Source organism: Mycobacterium sp. (assembly GCF_049647605.1).
Lineage (GTDB): Bacteria > Actinomycetota > Actinomycetes > Mycobacteriales > Mycobacteriaceae > Mycobacterium.
The window spans coordinates 1-3,975 of the sequence record NZ_JBARXZ010000131.1; the positions used below are offsets into that span (position 1 = coordinate 1).

General features: G+C 66.8%; 2 protein-coding genes. Both read left to right on the forward strand.

Translation table 11 applies throughout. The features are described 5' to 3' along the window. Nucleotides 1-1,415 (forward strand): isoniazid response ATPase/transcriptional regulator IniR (gene iniR / locus WBB07_RS17405; protein ID WP_526309649.1); only part of this gene is annotated, 1,415 nt, incomplete at its 5' end. 148 nt (nt 1,416-1,563) lie between these two features. Further along, a partial coding sequence (locus tag WBB07_RS17410) for a (Fe-S)-binding protein (protein WP_526309650.1) occupies nt 1,564-3,975 on the forward strand: 2,412 nt, incomplete at its 3' end.

Sequence of the window (3,975 nt, forward strand, 5' to 3'; positions counted from 1 at the left end):
CCGATGAGCTGCTCACCGACGCAGACCCCCAGGTCCGGGCTGCGGCGGTACGAATCGCTGCGGCCGTCGCCGCGCACGACGGCGACACCGCCCACGCTGCCGAGCTGTTCGGCTGGATCGGCCCCCAAACCGATACCACGCTGAGCGCCGGTGCCGTGATCGTCGCGGTCGCCGTCGGCGATTCACAGACGGCGCGGGCAGCACTCGCGGCACCGGCCGGCCCGCCGACAGCGTCGGCCCGCTCGGCCCGGAGCCTGGCCGAGGGACTCCTGGCCACCGTCGATCAGTCGTATCCGGCCGCCGTCGTGCGCTTGGGCCAAGCCGTCAGCGCCCAGCGACCGGCCGAGGAGGCCATGCCGGACACCGCCACCTCGCTGGTGAGCCTGGCCGCACTTCACGCCGGCGACGCGGTCCGCGCCCGCAGCGTGCTGTCCCGCGCGGTCCGGACCGCCGAATCGGCGATGTTCGTGCACCGGCATCAACTGCTGGCCGCCTGGGTGAAGATGCAGGAGGGCCACCTGCAGAGTGCCACCGCCGAACTGGCCGCACTTCCCACGGCCGGTCTGCATCGCCGTGACGCGCTGTGGGCTGCGGCGCTTCGCACCGGGGTAGCGCGGCGCAGCGGCGACACCGGCTCGCTGCAGACACACTGGTCTGTCGCGATGGAGGTGCTGACCGAGTACTCGGTCGACCTGTTCTCGCTGCTCCCCCTCGGCGAACTGTGGGTGGCCGCCGCCCGACTCCGCCAGGGCGACCGGCTGACATATCCACTGGAACGAGCGTTTGGCCTCCTCGAATCTTTGGGCAATCCGCCCGCCTGGTCGCTGCCACTGCATTGGGCCGGCGTGCACGCGGCGATCCTGACGAATTCGCCGGAGTCGCTGGCCCCGCACGGCCAGGCCCTGACCGCTGCCGGCACCGGGAGCGAGTTCGCCCGGGCCCTGGCGATGGCCGGACGGTCCTGGCTACGGGTGCTGGCCCGGCAGATCGACGTCGATGACGTCACCGCGGCCGCGCGTGGACTCGCCCACTTCGGTCTGACGTGGGACGCCACCCGGCTCGCCGGGCAGGCGGCGCTGCAGGCTCCTGACCCCCGAATATCCGGAACGATGCTGCAGGTTGCCCGCGACCTGAAGCTGACGGTCGGCGATCCCGAACCCGGCGAGCACGCGGATTCCGTCGAATCGCAGACGGCCCCGGCGCGACGGCCGATCGGCTCGCCGTTGTCGGACCGCGAACGCGAGGTCGCCGAGTTGTTACTCCTGGGGATGCCGTACCGGGACATCGGCGCCCAGCTGTTCATCTCGGCAAAAACGGTTGAACACCACGTCGCCCGGATCCGGCGCCGCCTCGGTGCCGAGTCACGTTCGGAGATGCTGTCGATGCTGCGCGCGCTACTTTCCTCTCAGAAATGAGACCCGCAACACATTTGCGGCCAAGTTAGGTAAGCCTCCGTAGCGAACATTTGCGCAGGGATGCAACTATGAGCTGGATCGCGCTTAAGTTACCGACCGGTAACATCCTTTAAGTTACCGTCGAGTAACTTCAGTTGGGGAGGCACTTGTGGGCACCTTGGAGTGGACGAGGCTGGCAATCGGCCTGCTCGGAACCGCAGTAGTTGCCGGTCTTGCCGTCAAACGGGTGCTCTGGCTCGTTAACTTGATTCGCTCCGGTCAGCCCGTCAGCGACGCCGCCGGACGCAAAGATGACATCCCCGCCCGGATCAAAGCGCAGTTCACTGAGGTGCTCGGCCAGGCGAAACTGCTGAAGTGGAACATCCCCGGCATCGCCCACTTCTTCACGATGTGGGGCTTCTTCATCCTGGCCTCGGTGTACCTCGAGGCCTACGGCGTGCTGTTCGATCCCAAGTTCCACATCCCGATCGTCGGGCGCTGGGACGCGCTGGGCTTCCTGCAGGACTTCTTCGCCTTGGCGGTGCTCTTCGGCATCATCGTCTTCTCGATCATCCGGTTGCGGTCAGAGCCCAAGGAGTACGGCCGCGACTCCCGCTTCTACGGTTCCCACACCGGTGGCGCCTGGCTGATCCTGTTCATGATCTTCAACGTCGTCTGGACTTACGCGCTGTTCCGCGGAGCCGCAGTGAACACCCTCGGCGAAGACTTCCCCTACGGCTGGGGCGCGTTCTTCTCCCACGGCATGGCCTGGGTGCTGCATCCCTTGGGTCACGACGTCAACCACGTCATCGAGACCGTGGCGCTGCTGCTGCACATCGGCGTCATGCTGGTGTTCCTGCTGATCGTGCTGCACTCCAAGCACCTGCACATCGGCCTAGCGCCCATCAACGTCACGTTCAAGCGGCTGCCCGACGGTCTGGGCCCGCTGCTGCCCATGGAGTCCGGCGGCAAGCTGATCGACTTCGAAGATCCGGGCGAGGACGACCAGCTGGGCCGCGGCAAGATCGAGGACTTCACCTGGAAGGGCTATCTCGACTTCACCACCTGTACCGAGTGTGGCCGCTGCCAGTCGCAGTGTCCGGCCTGGAACACCGGTAAGCCGCTGTCCCCCAAGCTCGTCATCATGAACCTGCGCGACCACCTGTTCGCGAAGGCGCCCTACATCCTGGGCGAAAAGCCGATGCCCGACGGCGAGAACGAAGCCCAGCAGCTCGCCTCCGCCGAGGGCGGGTTCGTCGAGACCAAGCACGACCAGCACCATGCCGTCCCCGAGTCCGGCTTCGAGCGCATCATGGGCTCCGGCCCGGACCAGGCGCTGCGACCGCTGGTCGGCACGCTCGAGCAGGGCGGCGTCATCGATCCCGACGTGCTGTGGTCCTGCACGACGTGCGGCGCCTGCGTCGAGCAGTGCCCGGTCGACATCGAACACATCGATCACATCGTGGACATGCGCCGCTACCAGGTCCTGATGGAGTCGGAGTTCCCCTCCGAGCTGGGTGTGCTGTTCAAGAACCTCGAGAACAAGGGCAACCCCTGGGGCCAGAACGCCAAGGACCGCCTCACCTGGATCGACGAGGTCGACTTCGACATTCCGGTCTACGGCAAGGACGTCGAGAGCTTCGACGGCTATGAGTACCTGTTCTGGGTCGGCTGCGCCGGCGCTTACGAGGATCGCGCCAAGAAGACCACCAAGGCCGTCGCCGAGTTGCTGGCCGTCGCAGGCGTCAAGTTCCTGGTGCTCGGCGATGGCGAGACATGTACCGGTGATTCGGCACGCCGCGCCGGCAACGAGTTCCTGTTCCAGCAGCTCGCCGCGCAGAACATCGAGACCATCAACGATCTGTTCGACGGGGTCGAGACCGTCGACCGCAAGATCGTGGTCACGTGCCCGCACTGCTTCAATACCCTCGGCCGGGAGTACTCACAGGTCGGCGCCAACTACACCGTGTTGCACCACACGCAGCTGCTGAATCGGTTGGTCCGCGACAAGAAGCTGACCGCGGTCAAACCGGTGTCACAGGACATCACCTACCACGACCCCTGCTACCTCGGCCGGCACAACAAGGTCTACGACGCACCGCGCGATCTGATCGGCGCGTCCGGGGCGACGCTGACCGAGATGCCACGCCACGCCGACCGGGGGCTGTGCTGCGGCGCCGGCGGTGCCCGGATGTGGATGGAAGAGCACATCGGCAAGCGTGTCAACGTCGAACGCACCGAAGAGGCCATGGACACCGGCGCCTCGAAGATCGCAACGGGCTGCCCGTTCTGCCGCGTGATGATGACCGACGGTGTCGACGACGTGGCGGCGACGAGGGACGTCGAGAAGGTCGAAGTTCTCGACGTGGCTCAGCTGCTGCTGGGCTCGCTGGACCTGAGCAACGTGAAGCTGCCCGCCAAGGGTGCCGCGGCCGAGGAATCCGCCGCGCGCGCCGCCGGCGCCGAAGCCACCGCCGCCGCACCTGCTGAAGTCGAAACAGCCGAGGCCGAAGCCGAAGCGGCCGTAGCGGCCCCCGCCGAGGTCAAGACCCAGGCGCCGGTCAAAGGTCTGGGGATGGCC